The sequence below is a fragment of the Undibacterium sp. YM2 genome, assembly GCF_009937975.1.
Lineage (GTDB): Bacteria > Pseudomonadota > Gammaproteobacteria > Burkholderiales > Burkholderiaceae_D > Undibacterium.
Window position 1 is genome coordinate 2,811,555 of sequence record NZ_AP018441.1, and the last position, 21,988, is coordinate 2,833,542.

The window sequence follows — 21,988 nt, forward strand, 5'->3', positions numbered from 1 at the left end:
AAATTATGGAGCGCAGTTCTTTTTCCGATTTTTCCTGCTCGATAGCCCGCACGTTGGAAGTGATTGGTGAGTGGTGGACACTCCTGATCTTGCGTGATCTGTTTCTGGGGTTTGAACGCTTTGATGATATCCAGCGCAATCTCGGAGTGGCATCGAATATTCTGACCGCCCGTCTGAAAAAAATGATGGAGCAGGGCATAGTCGAGCGACATACCGATGTTCAGGATAAACGTGTCTGGCGTTATAGCCTGACGCAGCAAGGGCGGGATTTATATCCAGTATTACTGGCATTGACTGCCTGGGGAGATAAATGGCGCACAGCAGAAGGGCAACAACCTTTACTTGTCCGTCATCAGCACTGCGGCCATGTCACCAGCGCCACACCATTTTGTGCCATGTGCAAAGAAGAATTGCAACTCGAAGATATACGATTTGAAGCAGGCCCAGGTGGTAAGGAAACACCTGGTACCGCATTAATGGGACAAGTGCTGGGTCGACCAAAAGCACTTGATAGTAACCCAAAGAAATAAAAATAATGCAGTATCAAGTCGAGGCTTATCAATTTGTACCAACTTAAGAGGCTGTTACAAAATTAAGATGGCTAGGTGCCCCCGGCTAGGAGTCGCCGACGCAGGCAGTACTTTAGTACCGGGTTTTACATTCTGGAGGCGCAACAACGCCAGGTTAAACTTGCAACAGCCTCTAAGTATTCTCTACAGAATGCTCTGCCGCGGTCAAATCTTTTATTGCCTTGTCTTCTTCGCTGAATTTTCTATCCCCCGAAATTTCGAGTGCGATTCCAGCGGCGGCTTCTGCTGGCATGCCATCAGTACGCCTTAAATATTCGGCCTCGCCAACAATATCATCTCTCTGCACGGCCAAATCCCTGGGTTGCGGGCTTTCACCTGGTAATTCAACTTTCAACTCATCGACCAGCATGAGCAGGGTCGCCGCAACCGGCAATGCGAGCAGCGCACCTCCTATACCATATAGCGAACCTCCCGCGATCAATGCGAACAGTACTATGGAAGAGGGTAAGCGTAGCGCGCGCCCATAAACGACCGGGATTAATATCCGGCTTTCAAACTCTTCATAGCAAAGTAACAGCACAAATACTACGGATGCAGCAACGCCACCAACAGCCATGGCAGCCAGCACAGCAGGTATCATGGTCAAAAAAATCCCGACAAAGGGAAGCACATCCACAATCCCGCCAAAAGCCGCAATTGCTATCGCATTAGGCACCCCACATGCTGTGAGCAAAATAAACAGAAAGACTGTCATCATCGCACAAGTGAGAACCTGGCCACGCACATAGCCACCAACAATAGTCTCAAGATTGAGCATGATACGCGCCAGCTTGATATGGTGAGCGCGCGGAATCACAGCAAACAATGCGCCGCGCAACCGGTCACGGTCTATCATGATGTACAAGGCAAGAAAGAAGGCACCTGCACCATACGCGATAATCTCGAAGAAACCTCTTGAAAAAGCCATTGCTTCGCTGCTGTAGGATTTGAAGAGTGCGGCATATTGAATATGCCGCAAACCATCTGCCAGAGATTCAGTAACGGGATAAGCAGCAAGAAATTTAATCAGGCGTCCGCGCAATTCTGGTTCTTGCTGAATCAGGCTAACCACTTGTGCAATAAACGGTGGCACGGTAAAAACAGTCAATACAACCAAAACGATCAGCAGCACCGTAAACACCGTCGCAATACTGGCAAAGCGACGTATTTTACGACGCTCCAGCCAGTCAACAGCCGGATTCAGAGTGCCAACCAGCATCAGCGCAGTGATCAATACGAGAATGACGGGAACCAATTGTGAAAGCAGTGCGAAGCCAAGCACTACGGCAACAATCGCTACAATCGTAGATTTCGCTAATTCAACGCGGATAGTTTTCTTAGCCATTGGGGTGGCGGGTTTTGGCGCAAATTTTTCCGGATTTTTTGTCATATCAGCGCTTGTATTCTGTGCCATTTCTGCACAAGTTCAGTGAATCTGTATAAAGTCTGTTTCATCATGACAGACTACCCTGACAGCAACTGTGCGTTATCCCGCATCCAGCTTTCACATTCGCCGACATGAATAGCGGAAGCGGGTTAGTCAATTAAATTAACACGCTCAAACCTGGCCCCACGCGACTGCGCAAGGCCAGTTCACATGTACAAATCAAGCCCCCATCATGGCAGCAGGGCACCCACGCCAACTGGAATTAGCGGGAATATATTCCCCCTTCATGACCAGCGTCAACGCACCAAGACTGGCACCATCTGCGACCACAGCGCTATATAGAACTGAGCTGCGCGGCCCCATATAGACCCGCTCACCAATACTGACATGGTCAATTTTCATAACCCTGTCTTCAAACAAATGTGTTTGCGGGCAGGCCAGGGCATTGATCTCGCTATAGTCACCTATGCTCACGCAGTCAAACTCGGTAATATCAGTGGTGTCCATGTACACGCCTCGCCCAATTTTGCAGCCCAACAAGTTGAATACCAGGGGCAGCCAGGGTGTACCACGCAAGTAACGCATGAAATTTGGCACGGCAATACCTTCATACAGATTGGTGATGCCTTCTGATATCCAGACAAAAGGTGTCCACATGGGCACGCTGCTTTTCTTGTAGCGGAAAATCAGTATCCATTTCAACACCAGCACAAAGGCAAAACTGCCTACCCCATATAGCAGACCAGCAACCACCAGGTAATACACAACCTCACTCCAGCGATCATCTCCGGCCAAAGGCATCAAATCCAGAACGATGGTATAGCCAACAGCGATCACCATCGCATGCGGCGCAATGATGCGGAAAGCCTCAATCAAACCACGTCCCAGACGGCGAATAAGAGACGGCCGGAAAGTCAGGTTCTCAGGAAAGCCCTTGGTTTCCTCACGGGCAGGCAAATGGATAGCCGGCGAACCCAGCCAGGTATCACCCTCACGCATTTGTTCATTATCTGGTGCGCTGGAATGTACACCTATCAATACATTCTCAGGCAAGATCGTGCCATCAGGCACGTATGCACCATTGCCCACAAAACTGCGGCGAGAAATGACGGTAGGATGCATGCTCATCCAGCCGCAATCAATTTGCTCATCACCCAGCAACACTGCATCAGCGATAAAGGTTTCATCACCTAGAGTCAGCATGTCCGGCACAACACCCAAAGCGGTAGAAATTTCAGCGCCACGCCCGACTTTGGCACCCAGCAAGCGATACCAGAAGGGCGCATATACCGTTGCATATACCCCGTGCAAGACATTCAGGCTGGATTCCTGGATCTGGTTGACCAGCCATTTGCCGCAATAAGTGTTGCCATGAACTGGATATTGCCCTTCCTTCAAGGTCGGCAAAATACTCCAGCGTATGCCCGCAGAGAGCAGGGCTGTACAAACAATCAATACCGCAGTGGCAGGGAAAGCCAGCAAGAAATATTTCATGAGCTGGAAAATCACGGAATTACTTTGCAAACCAGGGAACAGCTCAGAATTATCAAACCAGTCTATCGTCACAAAGCTTGGGAAGACAGGCATGAAAAACAGGGCGCTGATCAATAGCGAACCAAATACGAAGAACACAGCTTCCCCTGCCAGGCGCAAGCGTGAAACCTGTGGTCTGGGCGGGAAAATTGATGCATCAAATGCGCCTGCATCTCTGGCAGGCGAGCCTTTCCAGATTCTGGATTTTGGTATGCGCTGCCCTTCACTTAAAGCAGATTGCCCTTCAAGATGGCCACCACCTTCAATATGTACATTACCTTCCAGCACAGCATATGAACCAGCATAGGCATCATCTTCCAGCGTAATTGTGCCCAGGATTAACTCGCCATGCTGAACTCTGGCATTTTCAAAATTACTGGCATTACCTATGCTGCAACGGTCGCCGATGCTTAGCAAATCAGGCGCCCGCAAAGTCATTGAGCCGATCACGACATCAGACCCTACTTTTGCACCCAGTGCACGCAACCACCAACTGTATAAAGAAGATCCGCTTAACATATAGGCAGGCGCAGCCTCCACCAGCCTGTCTGCCAGCCACCAGCGATAATAGGTCAAGCCCCACAAGGGATAACGCCCGGCCTTCAGACGCCCGGCAATCAACCATTTTCCGATAATGGCAACGGCAAATTCGGTCAGTGTCAACAACAAGAAAACACCAACAGACAAGAACACAGCCCTGGCAATGGAATCTTCAGGGTCGCCTGTAAAGAAGTGGTAGGCAAAAAACGGTGCCAGCCATTGCACCATGCGCATGGCCACTAACCAGGGTATGGCTGCTGCTTGCCCTATGCCGCAAAGCCAGCGTTTCCATTCAGGTGCAGTGGCCCATTGTTGCTTGCTTGCGGCGGCTGATGCATCCTGTGTTACACCAGTGGATTCCAGTACTTGCAGCATCCTCGCAATCACCCGGTGCGTATAAATGTCGCTTATTCTGAAATACGCAAAGCGTGGATGTTTGCGCAAAATCGACACCAGTTTTGCTGCCATCAGAGAATGGCCGCCCAGATCAATAAAAAAATCAGACCCACGTTGTATCGCCTGCCCTGGGAACAGGCTGGCCAGGGCCTCAAACAGCACGGCCTCAGTTTCGTTTTCTGGCGTATCTGACGCATGGTTTGCAGCCTGCTTTGCCAGAGTCAGCTTTTTGAGCGTATTGCGGTCAATTTTGCCCGAGGTCAGTCTGGGCATTTCAGGTAGATACTCAAAGCGTGCAGGCACCATATAAATAGGCAAAACCCTGCTTAACTCGGTGCGCAAGACAAGCGCATGCTGTGCAAACACGCTGACATCAGTATCGGCAGGGAGCTGATCATTGACGATGAAAGCCACGATCTGGTCAATGTCTTCGTCCTTGCGCAAGACAACCGCAACCGCACCCACGCCAGCTTGTTTGGCCAAAACAGACTCAATTTCGCCCAGCTCCACCCTGAATCCGCGGATTTTTACCTGATCATCAGCCCGCCCCAGGCATTGCACACTGCCATCTGGGTTAAAACAAGCCAGATCACCTGTGCGATACAGTCTGGCCTCATGCGCATTTCTGGCCCAGGGATTGGCAAGAAATTTTTCAGCTGTCAGATCCGGGCGCCCAAGATAACCAATCGCCACACCGGGGCCAGAAATACAAAGCTCCCCGGTTTCACCCGCAGGCAAAAGACGCAAACCGTTTTCAACATCGGTAGCAATGACAAGTAAAGAATAATTAGGTAAAGGCCTGCCTATGTTCACAGCCCGTTCCGGCTGCAATTGCGCCAGGCTGGCAGAAACACTGGCTTCAGTCGGCCCATAAGTGTTGAACATCTGCCGTCCGGGGCGCGACCAACGCTTGACCAACACCTCGGGACACATTTCGCCACCCAGATTGATCAGGCGCAGGCTGTCAACCTCATGGCTGAATAAAGCGAGCAGGGTGGGGACAGCGTGTAAAACACTGATGTGGTTTTCATTCAAGGCCAGCGGCAGGGCATCTGGATCAGCCGTAATTTCTTTTGGTGCCAGCCACAAGGTCGCACCAACCAGGTAACTGATCCAGATTTCTTCAAATGACATATCAAATGCCAGTGAAAATCCCTGATACACGCGGTCATCATGCCGAATGCCCAGCACATGATTTTCACTACGCAAAAAATGACAGATACTGGCCTGGTTCACCAATATGCCCTTGGGCTTGCCAGTCGATCCTGAGGTATAAATCACATAAGCCGGGTCGCTGCCTTTGACGGCTTCACGCCTTAAAATGGCTTGCCCAACATCGGCCAATGCATCTTCAGCCAGCCATTTCTGGCAGTTCAGCTCAATCAACTGCGCTTCAAAAGCCTGGCAGCTCAAGATGCCAAAGGCATTTGCATCATTGAGGCAAACGGCTATCCTGTCTATGGGAGTATCTGCATCAAACGGCAGCCAGGCTGCACCAGTTTTGGCAATCGCTGCCTGCATGATCAGCAAATGTATGCCGCGTGGCAGCCACAAGCCAATAATATGTCCGGGCCTCACACCAGCAGCGATCAAAACAGAGGCAACACGATCTGCATCAGCATTTAATTGCCCATAACTGACAGATACTTCACCGGAGATTAATGCGGTCTTGTCAGGAAAAGCAGCCGCGCTTGCCTCCAGCAAATCAGCCAGTACTTCTTCTCGTAAAAAATCGAGCCTTTCCTCACCGTACAAAATTTCTGGGTTTGTTATTGTATTTGTGCTGCTAAACGATTGCATAAAAAATCTGAAAGAGAAAGGTCACTTAATATAGGCTAAATTTTGGCGGCAAAAGCCAAATTCTTTCTCATGTTGAGAAATCACAACTAAAGTGTCAGTTTACCATTTTGATAAATTCATCTTTGGGAAATATGCGTAACGAATTATTTTGTTTCAATTGGTCTCCATCGAGATTTAATGGGTAACAGCCGATACAGAAGAGCAAAGATGACTCCAACAAGACCACATTGTAATCCCAATTCATCCTTAATTTCGCATAATTTATATTATGTAAAATAGCCTCCGATATGAAGGCATGGATTTTGTCAAAAATTAGATCGGCAATAAGGACAATCTTTACCTCGTTTACATTTCAAACGGCAACAAGCTAAGTAATCTAAAATCTCCCTTTTTGAAACGCCTGACATCATCAGGCGTTTTTTTTCGACCTCAATTCTTCGATAGGCTTTGCGGCGCGGCGCATCGCCAAAACGCCAGGAGCGCGTGTTTCGTATCGTCCAATAATGCCTTTTAATAATTTCAAATATTTGTTGTTTTTCGGCTACGCTCATCGGCTCGAACGGGAAAAGCTCTAACTGCATGTCGTTGTATCAGGGGCAAGTAATTTGCAGATGATACAAGATATCAAAGGCTGAGTTTGGCTTGCATGGCGCACAGTCGGCCATCAGTTGGCGTACATCAAACTGCGGAGTCAGCCAACCATGATCGACCAGCCACCACAGCATTCATGGGGTCTAAAGCGACCCCATACCCTGCAACTTTAAAGAAAGTTCCCGCGTGAAGAAATGCTGCCTGTGATAAACGTGTATGAATCAAAGTCGCATCGTTCGTACTTCTGCCCAGCAAAATAGATTGCGGCATTTTCTTCATTCATGCGCCAGCGTGTCCGAACCATTTTCTTTTTACCTGGCACCTGATAGCGCCAAAAATAGATGGTCTGCTCGTCGCCTTCCTTGTATTTGTCTGTATGCTGCATGATATTAACCACTGTATAAATAAGCAGCATAAATCTTGGACAAAAATCTGGGCAGATGCAACTTGTATGGATGTGCACCAAAACAAAATACCCATGTTTGTATGTCAATACACAAACATGGGCATTTAACTTATTTCTTCTTGGAATGAATCCAATAAATTAATCCAAAAATCAGCAAACTACCGCCAAAAGGATTACTCTCAAATGTGATCGCCAAAAAAGCGAGCGCGTCTAAAGCTCGATAAATATCGACAGGCATATTAGCTCCCTAAAATTAAATAAAATAAATCCAGCACTAGGTGAAGGAAAATTTAAAAAATTTTCATATTTCCACTCTTTCTTCATAAAAGAGTAAGAAAAGAACAAGAGCTAATAAAAATGAAAATACACAGCAAAGCAGATAGTTAATAAATAAAAAAATATCTACCTTTGACAAAAAAAATCAAATTACGTTAATTTGATCTGGTATAGTTTCAGATGTCTGCTACGACAAAGTTCTGTTCTAATCTTACTTAGTTTCGGAACACCTCATAAAGTGCTGTTTTGGGTTGGTCCCCTTAACAGCATTTTTCTTTAGCACTATTCAAATCTAAAATTTCCCAACAATTAGTAAAAGCCCTGAACTGTTTGGAAACAATGTCAGTATAAGGCAAAGATCGAAATTACCGTGCTAACTCAATACTAACAAAACCTGTGTGCGCAAGATTGACAACTGGAACCCGTTACCACGACAACGATTCAATGTTAGCGACCACAAACAGCACGCATCAATTTTGTGGTTTTTAAGTTCGATTCAACTGAAGAACAAGCAAAATTTCCACCTTTGAATTTTCCGTGCCTTTTGAATGAAGAAACGATGGCAAAAACGACAGGCCGGAATGAGAGCCGGTTTGCTTATCCTGTGAGAGTCCGCCCAGGACAACCACATCGCCATCTTGAAGGCTCAGGCTGGTTTCCACTTCACGCTTGTTGAGCGTCGGGCTGTTGTTGACACCTGTCGTTGTGGTCACAAAGTCGCTGATCTGCTGCTTTACCTTCAAATCGACTACCTCGTCTCTGACACTTGGCTTGACCTCAAACGAAACGCCGCTGTTACGGTATTGCACGTCCTGGACTGCCTGGCCTGCGCCGGATGGATACGATACAGCACCCAGTACTGGTACTTCTTGGCCGCTGTTAAATCTGCCAGTGTCGCCGGATGCAACACGCACGCTTGCCTTGCTGATGACATTGAATCTGGAGTCACTCGATAGCGCAGAGAATACGGCATCGATGCTGTTGGTTTTCAGGCGTATAGCACTGTCAAGCGTTGCAGATCCACCGTTGATAACAGAGAACTTGCCGCCGAGGATACTAAGCGCCAGCGCAAATGCCGAACCTTCCTTGGCACTACTGGCAACCTCATACACCACGCCCCTGACCATCACTTGCCCCTTTGCTTCGTCGATCTGTGGCAACAGTCTTTGCAGCGTCGCAATCTCCTTGGCCGTGCCTGTAAAGATCAGCACATCTGCATTCTGATCAACCATGGCAGCGACTGAACCCTCAGGGACAGACCTGTTAACCTTGGCCGACTCAGGAGCGGCAATACTCCTGTTTACCGCAAAGGAGCCTTGAAACACTGGCGCAAGCACCCTGCTGATATAGCCTACCTCTCGATGCTTAGGCTTGTACACGAACGTTTCCATGTCGGGCGGCAGTGCTTGCTTTTTATCTTCCGGCAGCCTGCGCGTAATGTAATCCACACCTTGCTTGGTCTCGATAGCGAAGCCGAGCGTGTCCAGGAAATTTGCGAGGAATGCACGTGAATCACCGTTTGCAGATTCATAGCGGAAGCTCACCAGTCTGGTATCGGCCAACACATCAGGATGAATCACATAAGGCTGTTTCAGGGCTTCACCATAGACTAACTGGACGACCTGGCCGACATTGATCATACGAAAGTCGAATTTCACAGGGACACTAGCCGCTGTAACCGGGGATGCCTGCACGCTCTGGCAAATCAGACCGAGCGCTAACAGTGCATAGGCAAACATCTTCATTTCTTTTCTCCAGTGAGCGCACCTGTCCACATCGTTACCTTGCGACCGTCAACCGTACCGATTGCAGTCGCATCATTACTACTGAATACAGACGGTGACTCCATGCGCACCCTACCCTGACTATCTGCGACTACCGCCATGTTTGCGCCGTTCTTATCGAGATAGGTGCCAACATACCGCCATGTATCAGAAAACGTCTGAGAATCGCTACTATGAGCCTTACCAGACGCATTTGCTGTTGCATCTGGCGTTACAGCCTGCGCCTGCGCTTTATCCTTCTTGACACTTGGCCCGGTAAAGAACTTGTACATGTTGTAGCCAGAGTATGAACCAAACACCAAAATGCCAACGATAAACACATAGACCATCTTGTTATTCCAGATGTTCTGGCGCTTGTCCACTTGCACTTCCTTGCCTTTGCCGCCCTGATAGCTGCTGTACAGTGGAAAAATTTCCTTATCGTAGTGCCTGTAAAAACTGGTGACATGAAAAGACTTTGTGAGCCTGTACGACTCATACATATCTACGCGGTACTTGCTGGACAATCCTAAGCTTTTCAGCTTGGTAGTCTTGAACGTTGCCTCAACGACGACTTTTAGAATCCTGTTCAAGTCACCGATATCCTGCACCATGAGAACGAGGTCACATGCAACGCTGGTTTTCTCAGACACGTAGTGACGATGCTCACGAAAAAACACGGCGTGATTGTGGCAGACCTTAGACTTGGTGCCCCAGAACTTCCACGCCTCATCAATCACCACCAAATCACCGGGACGGCAGAATGTATCGACGTCTTCACCATACGGAAAAAAATCATCCTTTGACACGTCTGCATTCTGGCAGTGCCTGACCTGGCCTAGCTGCTCAAAACTCGCGCCCTTCTTCTCGACACAATAAGCAGCAATCGCATCTCCATCGATGCCATCGACATTGGTAACAACATCACGACCAGCCAGCACAGCCGGGATAATGACGTTGGACACCGATTCATAAGACTTGCCTGAACCCATCAGGCCGCAATAGACGTTTATGGGCATGTTCTATCCGATCACAGGAATTCTGCGAATAATGAAGGCTGTCACCTGAGCAGAAATCATCATCGATATACCAGTGCTGATAGCAAAAATATCCATGAAATACCAGACACCGGAAGGCAGGCCAGCGAACGCACTATTTAACTGACTGGCTGATGGAAAAATTCCAGAAGAAACCAGCACCTGCAGGAATTCGGTAGTAATCAGGTAAAGCGCAAAAAACACAAAGAATTTGGCGATGACAGACCGAACCACAAAGCCCAAAACGACATTAAACGCTGACAGTAATATCCCGAACATGATTAAGCCCTCAACACAATGAACAGCGACATAATCGTGAAGCACAGAATCATGGTGGCATGTATGGTGCCTCTCCCCTGCTCCAGCAATTCACAATGCTTGTCAACCGTATAGCTCTTATTGAACGCAGACAGCGAAAATTTTGGACACTCGCCACCACCTCCCGGAACAGTGTAATTTTTCAGGTCAGGTAGCAAGTTCAAGATTGGTGCCAATATCTGCGCAGCAGTTGGGATGCTCTCCAGATTAGGTGCGCCTATGCCCGGATCGACACCGAGGTTAGTAGCTGGCTGACTGGCAGCAGCATTCGTACCTGTATTCACCTGGGTATTATCGACAGAACCAGCCGGAGAGCCTACCAAAGGCAAATCGAAGGGATTCGTTCCAGTATTTGGCCGGGTGAAGGAATCCACGGTAGGCGCAAAGCCCGGATTAGCCGCAGTCCAATTATTCACATCGTCCACTGTAATGGGCTTGGTGTAGTCGTAGGGAATGCCGTTGTAACCGGGTGTCGCTGCCGCGTCTATCCACGCCTTATTTGCAACAGCAGCAGTAATCGCAGGATTGAGAGGCTTAGTCAAATCCAAGCCGGGAATACCTGCCACTGCATCAGCCAGAGGAATAGGAGTGCCGTTTGTTCCCGTCTGAACAGGAGTGAGAGCAACACACTTGCCATCTTTATCAACGTATCTGCCAGAACCGCAGGAGATAGGTGCGCCAGTCTCAGCAGACACCACATTAAAGGAACCTGCGTTGTAATTCCATTTATCGGCTACAGAGTCATAACTGTAAACGAAACACATCCACTGCGTCGCAGACTGAACCGAGCAAGTACCTAATCTGCTGCCTGCCGGATACGCGACACTGATCAACTGTGAAGCGACAGAATTAACTTCTGTACCTTCAGCAAGAATTTTGCCGCCCGCAGCAGCCCAGAGATGTTTTCCACCTTGTACCATAGGAGGCGTATTAGGTACGGTTACAGGCGTAGTGACAGTAACTTTCTTGGGGTTGTTGTAGTTCCATAGCCAGGTCGCAGCAGCCTCACCAGCGTACATACCAAGCACTACAGCACCATAAGCCAAAGCACCCCAGCCAGTGCCTATAAACGCGGTCGTGGCAGCGGCAGCCCCCCATCTTGCAGCAACACCACCAACAGCACGCAAAGTAGCGAACACACGCGGGTCTGCCAAGCTAAATCCACGGCCAAGCATGTTGGCATTCAGAACACCTGTAAGCGTATTGGCAAACGGATTGACTGGCACAGTAGTTGCCCATGCACATTGAACATTCAGGGCAAGGAACCATGCGCAAAATAATGTGATAAACAGTTTTTTCATTTTATGCCCTCCACTACAGCCCACGCGCAAATCATGCCGAGACCGAAAGTAAACAGATACCAAAAGTGTGCGCCCATCACATGCCCCTTTTAATGATATAAATTATTTTGATCGAAAAAAAAGGCGCGCATCTGCCCGCCTTCTTTTCATGGTGTTGGCCGATTATTTTTTCTTCGTCATGTGCAACACGTATGCAACTGCCATAACGACCATTGCAATCGCCATCAATCCACTGGCCATTTGCATGACGGCCGAATTAATCGGCGCTGGGTCAAACTGAGACGTCAACGGCGTTAAATCGATAGGCGTGGGACCTGCTGCCAGCGCTGACTGAACACCAGCGGCAGAGACTGCACCAAAAGCTACAATTTTCTTGATCAATTTCATGTTGATACTCCATTTAAAAATGACTGGAACGTCCAGCCCCGTACTGCTAACTACAATCTTCTTTTGCGAACCATGTTGATTACTTCACCGAACGAACGGCCAATAAAGAAGCAGATCAACACTGGCCCGAATCCGGCGCTGAACGCTTGCGCCAATAACGCAGGGTCAAGTGGTGGCACGGTTTCCTCAATTTCGATAGAACGCAAATTCTTAGACTGACAGCCGATGTATATCTGACCCTCCCCACCATGAATAGGATAAGGATTCTGGTCTTGTTCACAGGCTGTAATCCAAGTAGTCACGATTAATTTTCTTCGATCAAATCAAGCGTATGCTCAACAGGCACTACCGTTTTCATCTCGCCTGAAGACTTGTCCTTGACGGTGAACGCCTTGCGCTGATAACCGCCCAGGAGACACCTGACGGTGACAATCTCACCTTTCTCACCAATGCGATTCTTACTGCGGACTTCCAGCAACTGAGGGCGTGAGAACTCATCAACGGAAGGAGTCATGATCTTGGTAGAGCGCGTACCCTCAAAAACGCTGCTGCCCTCGATACGCCCGCGTACCACAACCTGCATCAAAGCCTGCGCTGGTTTGTCTTTGATACTTGTTACTACATTTTCTGCTGCTGCCATGGTGAACCCCTTTTTACGCGGCTATCCGCATTTGTTCCCTGCTTACGTTGTACTCTTCACGATTGCGTGCAGGTAGGTAACACAATCGCTTATCCGACCTAATCGGAGCAAAATCAAATGGCAAGGCTGAATCATTCGCCACAATGACAAGGTCAGTGCCACGCCAGCACACACCCGCTTCTTCCAGGTGTTTTCTGTGCCTGTAAAAACTAGCCTTCGGATACAAGGCACGCGTGTAGTCGTCGCCTTCAGTCGCTAGCGTCGTCCAAAATCCATGGAGGCGATCACCGTTTAAATCGCCGTACATCTGGCGCAGGCGCTGGCGCACTGCTCTTGTAGTTCTGACCTTGTCCATACCCTGCTTTCCTTCCCTTAGGAGCTTTTCCACTTCCTTGTCATAAACGCCTTGCAGATAAGCGTCGGTCACTTCGCTGACCAGTGGATTCTTGCCAAAGTCGTACTGGAACTTGTCAGAGTGAATCTCAACCTCACCCCTGAGCCTGTTGTCTGCCAGTCGCTGCAACGCTTCAATTTTCCGTTTGACTCTCGATGCATTTTGCAAATCGCCCTTGCCATAGATGTGCGCAAACAGGCTGCTAAAAAACTGCTTCAGGCGTGAGCGTTCATGTACTGCAAACTCACTGCCCTTGTGGTAAAACTTGACGGTCGTGGTCTTGCCTGCGAAATACACAGCCATGTCATACTTGGCCGCGCCTTTCTTCCGGCGTGGGAAGTTGATAAGCTGCATCCCTGCGAAGAATTCCTTGCACGCCTCTTTCGAGAGTCGATAGACCAGCGCCACGTCCACCCGGTGCACAGTCCAAAGGTTGGCAGGCGGCAGCTCTATCTCCAGCAGCTCTTCCAGCAGTACAACGAAATCACTACACACCTTCTGAAAATCTGTTGGACCGCCATACACGTTGTGGCCGTTGAATACCTTGTGCACCGAGGCTTCCACCAAGATGTAAGGCTCACAGCGCTGCAAGACCGGATGGCCAGCGCTGTTAATCTGGTATTCCTCATCCTTTGGCACCACAGAGATACGGGCATCCCATGAGCCCAGCAACTCACCAGTAAAAATCTCATAACGCACTTCACCAGATGACATCTCGACGCCGGAGCGGAAAAAACACTGGTTTTCGATCATCTGAATGAGCTTCGAATTCAGAGCCGGTGAACGCAATTTAATGGTGTCGTAAGCCACTACTCAAACCCTTTGAAATCAGTTGAACCAGAAACTGTAAAAGTCTCACCCGTGAGACCGTCAGGCGGTGCTACCACGCCCGCCTGACAAAAATCAACGTCAACACCAACAGCGAAAAACCCACTTCCAGACCCTTCAAAAGCGGCTGTCCTCGCTCCGCTCCGGGCAGGCGCTTTTGTAGTGCTGGAAGTGGAACGAACCGCCACAGCAGCCGATATCTTTTTGTCATTGAGGGCGCGTAAAGCTGCCTTGATGTCAGCAGAGGGGACGCGCTTGCGGTTTGGGTAGAAAAACTGAACTCGCAGGGTTGAGTAAGGGAGCAGCTTCAGCCAGGCGCGTTTGGCCTCTTTGGCAGCAGCAACACAGACGAGGAAATCAGGAGCTGCACCATAGACGAGAATGCCGGAGGCACAGGCAAGCTGGAAACGGATATGGAGACACCTTGGGCGGCGAGGCTGGAAGCTCATGCCCTGCCCCATTTGTCCGGTATAGGCGTTTATCATTTCGACTCGCTCAGCAAAGACAATTTGTGGCGCAGATAGGCCATGGAGCCAAGCACAATCACAAAATTGCCACACGCTAGGATGGCAAGGGCTGCCAACAGGTTGGACAGGTCGCAGTGATCTAGCATCATGGCGCGTCGTGCAGAAGCGAGGTAATCAGCCAGCCAAAATAGCCACAGGCTCCGGTAATGCAGGTGAAGGCGACGAATTCGAAGACGAGATGCATGTCCATGATTCACTACTCCGTAGCAGCAGGAACAGCACGCATCGTGCGCAAAGAGTTCAAGCACTCGATAGCCTGACCGATCAAGCAGATTTCAGCCGCGAGCGGGTCTGAGTAACCATCGTGTGCTATGAAATCTTTGCCGACCTGGACATGGTCACCCTGTAATTGTTCAATGAGGTCAGCAAGTGCTTGATCTGTCAGTTTCATTTTTCGTTACTCCGTAACTTTTAATCAGAGAAACCATCTTGAGCAATGTAATCGCCAAGCTCGGATTCAAAATCAGTGAGAGCCTCACCCAGGCTTTGCAACTGGCTCAGAAAATGCTCATCGATATCGCCCCAATCGGCAGACATTGCTTGCAGCTTTTTTGCTGTAGAGCGAAGAAATGCAGCCTGGATTTTTGCTTGAGCCACAGGGTCAGATGTGCCTTGCTTGACTGCCTTGCGATACCTGGCCTGGCGCTGAGCATTTGTTAAAGGTTGTAAGACTGGAGGACGGCCACGGCGTGGTGTCTCAAATGCGTCACGGGTAAACTTGTCTTGTTCTTGTTTCATTTTTCGTTACTCCGTAACGATAATTGCATATAATGCTTAAACGACAACATAAAGAGGAGAAAAAACATGTTCAGCCCAGCAGTTGAAAGCATCATCAGACTAGTGATGTACGGGCTTATATTCGTATTAGTCATAGCTGGCTTACAGTCAGTCCTGACGAGAGACCGAAGCAAGAACAACAGAAAACTGACTTTGGTCGATGAGGCAAAGGCACCATTGATTGAGGAGAAAAAGGCAGCAGAACCTCTGCCAGTAAAAAAGAAAAGACCTCTTACTGAGAGAGAAAAACCAATGTTTCCGAGACTCGTAAGTGCGTTTCCTAACCATATCGTTCTTACGCAGGTCGCATTCTCAGCAATCATCACGCACGAGAGACAGGACTGGGCAACTGACAGAGCAACTCGTTCCAAATTCAACAGGATGGTCGTTGACTTTGTGATTTGCACCAAAGAGTTCGACGTCCTTGCGGTCATAGAACTAGACGACTCGACACACGACGGAAGAGAAGACAGAGACGCATCAAGGGATGCATTGTTGCAAACTGCTGGGTACAAGGTTTTCAGATACAGGCAGATACCAGACGTGCTCAGGTTGAGACAAGACATAACGCCGGACGAAGCTACATCTGGCGAACCTTCGCGTGTAGCAAATATTGAAACAGCGTGAATATGTGTCAAATGTGTCACGGGTAACTTACCTTCGTTAGTATTCGTGCTAGAGTCTCGCTAATTCTTCACTCAAGTGAGTGCACTCAGGTGAGAGCATGCACTCAGGTGAGAGTACTAGTCAAGGGATAATTATGAAAAGCGCAAAATATTTGGAGCAGATAAAGGCCAAACACGGCCTATCGAACGATAGACAACTTGCTCTTCATCTGAAAAAGTCGACTGGAACGATCAGCCAATACATGAATGGCACACGCGTAATGGACGACGAAATGTGCCTAGCGATTGCCTTAGATTTAGGAATCAACCCTATTGAAATAGTGGGCGCTGCATGTATTGACAGAGCTGAAAAATCAGGTCAGAAATCGTTGTGGGAAGTTTTTATGACGAGGATGGCAGCGACCGCTAGCGCCCTCCTGTTGTGTTTTAGTGTCAACTTATTTGTGACCCTAGAAAAAGCGGAAGCCGCACCAGTATTGGGTTACAGCCATGTTGATGAAAGCGAAAACTTTATATTATGTAAAATGACTTCCAGAATGAAGGCGTGGATCCCGTTAAAAATATCGGCTGCAATGCGGACATTCTTTGCCACGTTTGCACTTCAGACGGCAGCAAGCTAAGTAATCCAAAATCTCCCTTTTTGAAACGCCTGCCAAAAGCAGGCGTTTTTTTTCGACCTCGATTATACGCTTTCTGGCGCGGCGCATCCCCATATCGCCACGACCTAGTATTACGTATCGTCCAATAATGGCTGCTAATGTTTTCGAGAATTTGTTATTGTTCGGATCCGGACAGCGTATCGAATGGAAAAAGCTCAAGTTGTATCGTCAGCAAAAAAATTGCAGATGATACAAGAATTTGAATAACTAGCTGATTTGTATTATGGGGCCGCTTGTCGGCGATCAATGCCCCCCGCATTGCTACACGGCTTGCCCGCTCAAAATCCAGGTAGTCGGTAAGTCGCGACTTCTAAGCGCACGTCTTCGACTTAGTGTTGATCTGGCTAGATATTTTGCCTCGCTTTGCGCGATCGCTTGTATCATGAGTAATAATAAAAATGTTACGCTTATAACGTTGCCAATAAATAGGCTTTTAAATCTAACTAACCAGCAGCGTTAATATACAAAAAAGAGAACCTATGAGCATAGATAGACTTAAGCAAATATGTACTGATAATAAAATTAAATTCGAAGAAACTTTATTGGAAACACTGAATGCACGACGTCTTTCTATCTCTATGCTAAAAGCCGATGAGCCAACTTGGATATATGCATTCGAAGGACGAAATCTAGGACAATTCGGAGAATTTTTAGATTTTTATGAATACCGTCTTATAAAAGGATATACAGGCATATGGTCAGAAAAATATAAAATGGTCGAGTGCACTATTGATGGCACTATCGGAAATCTTACTTTGAAGCTTCTAAGAAGATGTATCTCAGAAGAATGTTGGGATATTACAGATCAAAACAATATTTTCCTGAAGATACCATCTCCAATAGCAGATACAACGATTGAAATTGGAAAACCTTCTAATGCATTTGATCTGATCGATAACGCAAGAAATGAATATCCATCGCATTCAGACTATAGAGACGTACTTCCGTACCACACCATAAAAATTAAAAACTTGACGATTACGTCGCATGACGAAGCCATTAAATTGGTCAAAAGCATATTTTCCACAATTTGCTTTAATGTGAATATTCTTACCGATATCCAGATACAACTTCGGCCTGATCAATCTAGCTCAGTCAATTCAATTCCAATTAGCGATAAAAAAGTTAAATTACATGCACCAAGGTACCAATATCATTCCGAGCCTTTGTCCATGTTTTGGCTAGCAGATAAACTTAAAGCTATGCCTCTACAAAGATATTTTTTGTTATATCAAGCAATTGAATTCTATTTCACGATATATGCCGAGAAAGAGGCGCAAAATAAAATAAGAGGTCTTTTGAAAAATCCAGCATTTAATGTAGACGACGACAAAGAGCTTTCAAAAGTTCTGAACGTAATAAAATTCAGCAAATCCAGCAACACATTCGGTAACGAATTAACTCAGCTAATTTCTACTGTTTCTCATTGCGTAAATGAATATGAACTGAAAAAGTGGCTGTCAGAAAATGACGAAAGAAAAGAATTTTTCAATTCAAAGGAGGCAAAAAAAATTTCAACTACCGCATTAAATATCGACAAAAACATCGAATTAACCAAAACAATTTCGGAGAGAATTTACAATATTCGCTGCCGAATAGTCCATACAAAAGGCACCGAGAATAATGTGGAGGTATTCCATCATTTGTCTAATGAGGCGAAATATCTAAAATATGACATCGAACTTATCGAATATATTTGCAAACAGGTGATCGCGTTCAATGGCAGCCCAATTTCAATTTAATTGTGAACTTCTTTTAGAAATACCTACAAATCGGCACAGCAAATCTGCAGGCTTAATGAAGTTTTGACTTCACGCTTGATCCTTTGCACTACTACTGAACATTAGCTCTGATCAATGAGAGGAACGGCCGGGATTACGGTTTTTTTCGCCAAAGTGTGCTTAACCCACTGATTTAAAATGGAAATTTGAAAATTTCCCTATCTTCCCTGAGAATGTAGAATTGGCCCGTAAAACCATTGGTGAGCAATTAGATAAACACTATTTCTACAGCGTTTTAAGTTTACTTTTTGGCTTTCCTTTTACATTTTAATCGTCGTTTTGATCCGCATATTGCACCTGGTCATCACACCAATTACAACAGCCCAGTTTCGCAGTAGCGTGATTGTTGGCCAACTGCTTGTCCAACTGCTCTGCTGCGCGTCGTAGCGCAAATGATGCGGCCTGCAACTCTTTGGTCATGCAGCCAACCTGCTCCGCCTCAGAAAATTGTACAAAATCATCCAATAGAGTTTGAAGCGACACGCTTACCACTTCGTGCAGCCTTTCCTCAAACGTGGTTTGCAGATAGATCATCAGTTCCTGCTGCCTTGGTGCTGCGTGCAGGCGGAATGCTTGATGCCAGCTGAATACTGGGTTAAATAGATTTTTGTCGTCAGAATTCATCAATATTTTTTTAAAGTGACATCGAGGGCCCGTTTCAATTAACCCATGCACGCGGCTGCAAATCAATATGATGGTCTGTACAGCGTCTTGCTTAAGAATAATTTACTGCGGTTTCACATTCAAGAACGTCTTAAATTCATTCATCATTAGCTGCTGAGCATTAAGCTTGGCAACGGTCTTGGCCAACTCCAATTGCAAACTGCTTATCTGGGTCTCCAATGCCTTATTTTGCGTCAAAACCTCAGCATGCTGCTCTTGTAAGTCAGTGATCCGGGCAGTCTTTTGAATCAATTGAGTCTCCATCTGCGCGACACGCTGCGCGATGGCTCGTTGTGCATCTAACTCAGTCTGTGTCTTACGACTTTGATTTTTCTCTTCATATAGCGACTTCTGCGCCTGGGACAATTCTGCAATCAGCTTAGCCCCATCCTGGTTGAGTTGCGTCACTTCGTTCTGCTTGAGTACAAGGCTCTGTTGCAAATGACGCATCTCAGCCTGTAGTTGTTGAATTTGCTGTTCATGACGCCTGATATCCTGATCGCGCTGCTCTTTGACGGATGATCTGTAATGCTCCAGGGCATCCCGTGCATGATTGTGTTTTTCTTCCAATGATTGCCGGTGTGTTTCATTCTCAACCAAGCGCTCCTTCAGATCCGTCACTTGCTGCGTCAAAGTATGTCTGGCGATGGATTCGCTCTGCAATGCTTCCCTGGTTTGCTCGTGGGATTGAATTTCTTGCTTGATCGCGGCGATGGTGAGGTCGAGTTTTTCTTGGATGGCAGCATTTGCTGCAGTCAGCGCTTTAACTTCTACTTCATGCAGGCGATCTTTCTCGCTATGCCGCGATTCCAGTTCAGTAATGCGATTACTTGCCTCAGCCTCCAGCTGAACAGCCAGGCGTGCCACCAGATCCTGCAGCGCTTCACTGATGGAGGTTTTGCGATCAACGTTGCCGCCATTCTCCTCTTCTAACTCCTTCAGGTACTTGTGTATGGTGGACTTGGAGCCAGTGTTCCCCAAAGCAATTCTTACTGCATCGACTGATGGATGGCGGCCCTGAGCAATGAGTGAATTGCGTGCTTTTTCGACTTCTGACTTATACAATCCGGTTCTGGCCATCATTTACTCCATTGAATATCGTAATGTATTACGTATCATGTAATTACATACTAAATATGGTTTAACTTCAAGTGGAAATAAATGAATATTCAATGCAGGATAAGATAAGGTTATCCAGTGTGAATACGAAAAAAGCGTTAAAATTGACGCAATATTTGGTACAGCCCCAATTTGCCCACTGATCTTGAAATCTAGGGATGCATAGCATGAGCAAAATCGATCACTATCTCCATGCCGGCACGCGTGACAATACCCGCATTGCCTACCAATCGGCCGTTCGGCACTACGAAATCGAATGGGGTGGCTTTTTGCCTGCCACCAGCGAAAACATCGCTCAGTACCTTGTTGATCATGCTGAAAAGCTGGCGATCAACACGTTACGGCAGCGCTTGGCAGCTTTGGCACAATGGCATATTGACCAGGGCTTCCCAGACCCGACCAAAACACCCCTCATCAAGAAAGTCCTAAAAGGCATACAACGAGAGCATCCTGTACAAGAGAAACAGGCCAAACCATTTCAGCTTGAGCAGCTTGGCATGGTAGATCGCTGGTTAGACCAGGCAATTGCTGCTGCAAATGCATCTGGGAGCCGCGCTGGAGAACTACGACACACTAGGAACCGTGCCTTGCTACTGCTTGGCTTCTGGCGAGGTTTCCGTGGAGATGAGCTTACACGCCTGCAGGTCGAGTACATTGAAGTGTCTCCTGGTCAAGGCATGAGTTTTTTCTTGCCACATACAAAAGGTGATCGCCAGAATAAAGGCGTGACGTTTAAAGCGCCAGTCCTAAAGCAGTTTTGTCCAGTTGCAGCTTACTCAGCCTGGAAGGAATTAGCTGCACTTGAGTCTGGCCCAGTATTCCGGTCAGTTAACCGCTGGGGGCAAGTTGGGAATCATGGACTTCATATGGATAGCCTGATACCTTTGTTGCGCACCATATTCAAAGATGCAGGCGTCGCTGGGTCCGACGAATACTCAGCACACTCACTCCGGCGCGGGTTCGCCAATTGGGCGACGGGAAATGGCTGGGATCTAAAAACCCTCATGGAATACGTGGGCTGGAAAAGCGTGCAAAACGCAATGCGATATGTCGATGCGGTTGATCCTTTCGCTCGGCACAGAATTGAATCAAGTTTGGACACTTCTGGTCAAATGACGTCATCAATTCTTATCGATCCCTCACTAAAATAGTGACCGGTTCAGGCCCACATTTGATGAGTCGATGAGCGATGCCGCACAGACCAGTCGTTGCATGAAGAGTAACTTCAAAATCAGATAGTTGATGCCTGCTTGGCTTTGCCTGGAGGGCCACAAGGAATGTGCAGTGCAAGCAACTCCAACTTGCCATGAAAATTGAGTGGCGATAGCAACGTTCATCGCCTGGTTACAGTGCCCAAATGACTTATGGCGGCTACTTTTTTAAATTGATGCAGATCAAAGCAAGTAGCGATAGCCTGCAATGTCGCACCTTACCGCTAGACTAATGGCAAGTTGTTGAATACGCTGAGGGATACAGAACTTCCACAGGTTCGTCAGATTGCCACCTCTAAAAAAATCTGACATACCAGAAAACATGGAACTATTTCTGGCGCTGCTAACACTCGCCAGGTAGCCAATACAGCGGCCAATATAGGGGCTAATACTGCAGTTTTTTTTCGACTTTGAGAGTACAAGCGCACCCGTAAAACGAATTATCGGTTGTCTATGATG

22 protein-coding genes are annotated in these 21,988 nt (G+C 47.5%); 5 read left to right on the forward strand and 17 right to left on the reverse strand.

Features of this window, described 5'->3' with window-relative positions:
- Positions 1-5: 5 nt before the first annotated feature.
- Positions 6-530, forward strand: a complete 525-nt coding sequence (locus UNDYM_RS12780; RefSeq protein ID WP_162041374.1) for a helix-turn-helix domain-containing protein — start codon at positions 6-8, stop codon at positions 528-530.
- A 172-nt stretch (positions 531-702) separates the two neighbouring features.
- Here the strand turns inward: UNDYM_RS12780 and UNDYM_RS12785 are convergent, their stop codons facing one another.
- From UNDYM_RS12785 to UNDYM_RS12855, 15 genes are all read right to left on the reverse strand, one after another.
- Complete coding sequence (locus tag UNDYM_RS12785; RefSeq protein ID WP_162041375.1) at positions 703-1,983, reverse strand: AI-2E family transporter; 1,281 nt, start codon at positions 1,981-1,983, stop codon at positions 703-705.
- A 192-nt stretch (positions 1,984-2,175) separates the two neighbouring features.
- Positions 2,176-6,225, reverse strand: a complete 4,050-nt coding sequence (locus UNDYM_RS12790) for a Pls/PosA family non-ribosomal peptide synthetase (protein WP_162041377.1) — start codon at positions 6,223-6,225, stop codon at positions 2,176-2,178.
- Between the two features lie 305 nt (positions 6,226-6,530).
- The gene (locus UNDYM_RS12795; RefSeq protein ID WP_232064041.1) at positions 6,531-6,806 is read right to left on the reverse strand and encodes a hypothetical protein; all 276 of its coding nucleotides are present in this window, start codon (positions 6,804-6,806) and stop codon (positions 6,531-6,533) included.
- A gap of 179 nt (positions 6,807-6,985) precedes the next feature.
- Positions 6,986-7,201, reverse strand: coding sequence for a hypothetical protein (locus UNDYM_RS12800; RefSeq protein WP_162041378.1), 216 nt, complete (start codon positions 7,199-7,201; stop codon positions 6,986-6,988).
- A 782-nt stretch (positions 7,202-7,983) separates the two neighbouring features.
- Positions 7,984-9,243, reverse strand: coding sequence for a type II secretion system protein GspD (locus UNDYM_RS12805; RefSeq protein WP_232064042.1), 1,260 nt, complete (start codon positions 9,241-9,243; stop codon positions 7,984-7,986).
- Positions 9,240-10,280, reverse strand: coding sequence for a zonular occludens toxin family protein (locus UNDYM_RS12810; protein ID WP_162041380.1), 1,041 nt, complete (start codon positions 10,278-10,280; stop codon positions 9,240-9,242). The genes UNDYM_RS12805 and UNDYM_RS12810 overlap by 4 nt, the downstream gene beginning before the upstream one ends.
- A 3-nt stretch (positions 10,281-10,283) precedes the next feature.
- Positions 10,284-10,622 (reverse strand): DUF2523 family protein, encoded by a 339-nt coding sequence (locus UNDYM_RS12815; RefSeq protein WP_370529472.1) that lies wholly within the window; start codon positions 10,620-10,622, stop codon positions 10,284-10,286.
- Positions 10,580-11,917 (reverse strand): hypothetical protein, encoded by a 1,338-nt coding sequence (locus tag UNDYM_RS12820; protein WP_162041381.1) that lies wholly within the window; start codon positions 11,915-11,917, stop codon positions 10,580-10,582. The genes UNDYM_RS12815 and UNDYM_RS12820 overlap by 43 nt, the downstream gene beginning before the upstream one ends.
- A gap of 162 nt (positions 11,918-12,079) precedes the next feature.
- The gene (locus UNDYM_RS12825; RefSeq protein ID WP_162041383.1) at positions 12,080-12,304 is read right to left on the reverse strand and encodes a hypothetical protein; all 225 of its coding nucleotides are present in this window, start codon (positions 12,302-12,304) and stop codon (positions 12,080-12,082) included.
- Between the two features lie 50 nt (positions 12,305-12,354).
- The gene (locus tag UNDYM_RS12830; protein WP_162041384.1) at positions 12,355-12,606 is read right to left on the reverse strand and encodes a hypothetical protein; all 252 of its coding nucleotides are present in this window, start codon (positions 12,604-12,606) and stop codon (positions 12,355-12,357) included.
- 2 nt (positions 12,607-12,608) lie between these two features.
- Complete coding sequence (locus UNDYM_RS12835) at positions 12,609-12,944, reverse strand: single-stranded DNA-binding protein (protein ID WP_232064043.1); 336 nt, start codon at positions 12,942-12,944, stop codon at positions 12,609-12,611.
- Positions 12,945-12,957: 13 nt separating this feature from the next.
- On the reverse strand, positions 12,958-14,148 hold the full coding sequence (locus tag UNDYM_RS12840) for a phage/plasmid replication protein, II/X family (protein WP_162041385.1): 1,191 nt from the start codon (positions 14,146-14,148) through the stop codon (positions 12,958-12,960).
- Positions 14,148-14,651, reverse strand: coding sequence for a hypothetical protein (locus UNDYM_RS12845; protein WP_162041386.1), 504 nt, complete (start codon positions 14,649-14,651; stop codon positions 14,148-14,150). The genes UNDYM_RS12840 and UNDYM_RS12845 overlap by 1 nt, the downstream gene beginning before the upstream one ends.
- Positions 14,652-14,889: 238 nt before the next feature.
- Positions 14,890-15,084, reverse strand: coding sequence for a hypothetical protein (locus UNDYM_RS12850; protein ID WP_162041387.1), 195 nt, complete (start codon positions 15,082-15,084; stop codon positions 14,890-14,892).
- 20 nt (positions 15,085-15,104) lie between these two features.
- The gene (locus tag UNDYM_RS12855) at positions 15,105-15,431 is read right to left on the reverse strand and encodes a hypothetical protein (RefSeq protein ID WP_162041388.1); all 327 of its coding nucleotides are present in this window, start codon (positions 15,429-15,431) and stop codon (positions 15,105-15,107) included.
- Between the two features lie 66 nt (positions 15,432-15,497).
- Here UNDYM_RS12855 and UNDYM_RS12860 point away from each other — a divergent pair, with 66 nt between their 5' ends.
- The 3 genes from UNDYM_RS12860 (at position 15,498) to UNDYM_RS12870 (ending at position 18,497) form a co-directional block, all read left to right on the forward strand.
- Positions 15,498-16,097, forward strand: a complete 600-nt coding sequence (locus UNDYM_RS12860) for a DUF2726 domain-containing protein (RefSeq protein ID WP_162041389.1) — start codon at positions 15,498-15,500, stop codon at positions 16,095-16,097.
- A 133-nt stretch (positions 16,098-16,230) separates the two neighbouring features.
- Entirely contained in the window at positions 16,231-16,716 is a 486-nt protein-coding gene (locus tag UNDYM_RS12865) for a helix-turn-helix domain-containing protein (RefSeq protein ID WP_162041390.1), read from the forward strand.
- Positions 16,717-17,234: 518 nt separating this feature from the next.
- Positions 17,235-18,497, forward strand: a complete 1,263-nt coding sequence (locus tag UNDYM_RS12870; RefSeq protein ID WP_162041391.1) for a hypothetical protein — start codon at positions 17,235-17,237, stop codon at positions 18,495-18,497.
- A 306-nt stretch (positions 18,498-18,803) separates the two neighbouring features.
- Here UNDYM_RS12870 and UNDYM_RS12875 read toward each other — a convergent pair whose 3' ends face one another.
- Together UNDYM_RS12875 and UNDYM_RS12880 are read right to left on the reverse strand one after the other, a co-directional pair.
- Positions 18,804-19,160 carry a hypothetical protein gene (locus UNDYM_RS12875; protein WP_162041392.1) on the reverse strand — a complete coding sequence of 119 codons (357 nt, stop codon included), beginning with the start codon at positions 19,158-19,160 and terminating at the stop codon, positions 18,804-18,806.
- Between the two features lie 102 nt (positions 19,161-19,262).
- Positions 19,263-20,279, reverse strand: a complete 1,017-nt coding sequence (locus UNDYM_RS12880) for a DNA-binding protein (RefSeq protein WP_162041393.1) — start codon at positions 20,277-20,279, stop codon at positions 19,263-19,265.
- Between the two features lie 206 nt (positions 20,280-20,485).
- Between UNDYM_RS12880 and UNDYM_RS12885 the strand changes: the two genes are divergently transcribed.
- Positions 20,486-21,469 carry a site-specific integrase gene (locus UNDYM_RS12885; RefSeq protein WP_162041394.1) on the forward strand — a complete coding sequence of 328 codons (984 nt, stop codon included), beginning with the start codon at positions 20,486-20,488 and terminating at the stop codon, positions 21,467-21,469.
- Positions 21,470-21,988: the final 519 nt, after the last annotated feature.